The sequence below is a fragment of the Larkinella sp. C7 genome (assembly GCF_006149005.1).
In the GTDB taxonomy this organism is placed as follows: Bacteria; Bacteroidota; Bacteroidia; order Cytophagales; family Spirosomataceae; genus Larkinella.
This window is the reverse complement of sequence record NZ_VBSL01000175.1, coordinates 1-422: the sequence shown is the minus strand read 5'-3', so window position 1 is coordinate 422 and position 422 is coordinate 1. Positions and strand designations below refer to the sequence as shown.

1 protein-coding gene is annotated in these 422 nt (G+C 41.2%); it reads left to right on the top strand.

The window, feature by feature from the left end; genetic code table 11:
• The first annotated feature begins 44 nt into the window (after positions 1–44).
• On the top strand, positions 45–302 hold the full coding sequence (locus FH871_RS34975) for a hypothetical protein (RefSeq protein ID WP_002959965.1): 258 nt from the start codon (positions 45–47) through the stop codon (positions 300–302).
• Positions 303–422: the final 120 nt, after the last annotated feature.

Below are 422 nucleotides of genomic sequence, written 5' to 3'. Positions count from 1 at the left end.
TTATTCTTACGTTGTTAGTGCCGTAAATGGTAGCATTTTAGAAATTGATAACGATACCGACAATTCATCAAATCAATCTAACTAAACAAATCAATCTAACCAAACAAGTCAATCATCTCAAACTAGCCAATCCACTGAAACCACTCAATCAAGTCAAGCCTCTCAAGGAAGCTCTACTTCATCAAGTAGCAGCTCTTCTAACCAAGGCGACGACCAACACGGTGATGATGACAGTGACCACGATGGCGACCATGGTCAAAAACATCACGATGGTGATGATGACGACGATGATGAAGATTTGAACGACGAATACGAATAAATTGAAAATTTGAGAGACTGGAACGATGATTGGCTGGCTTTACCTAGCAATCCTTGCCCTGCTCCCAAAATGAGTCAAGCTGGTTTTCCGGCTTGGCTTTTTT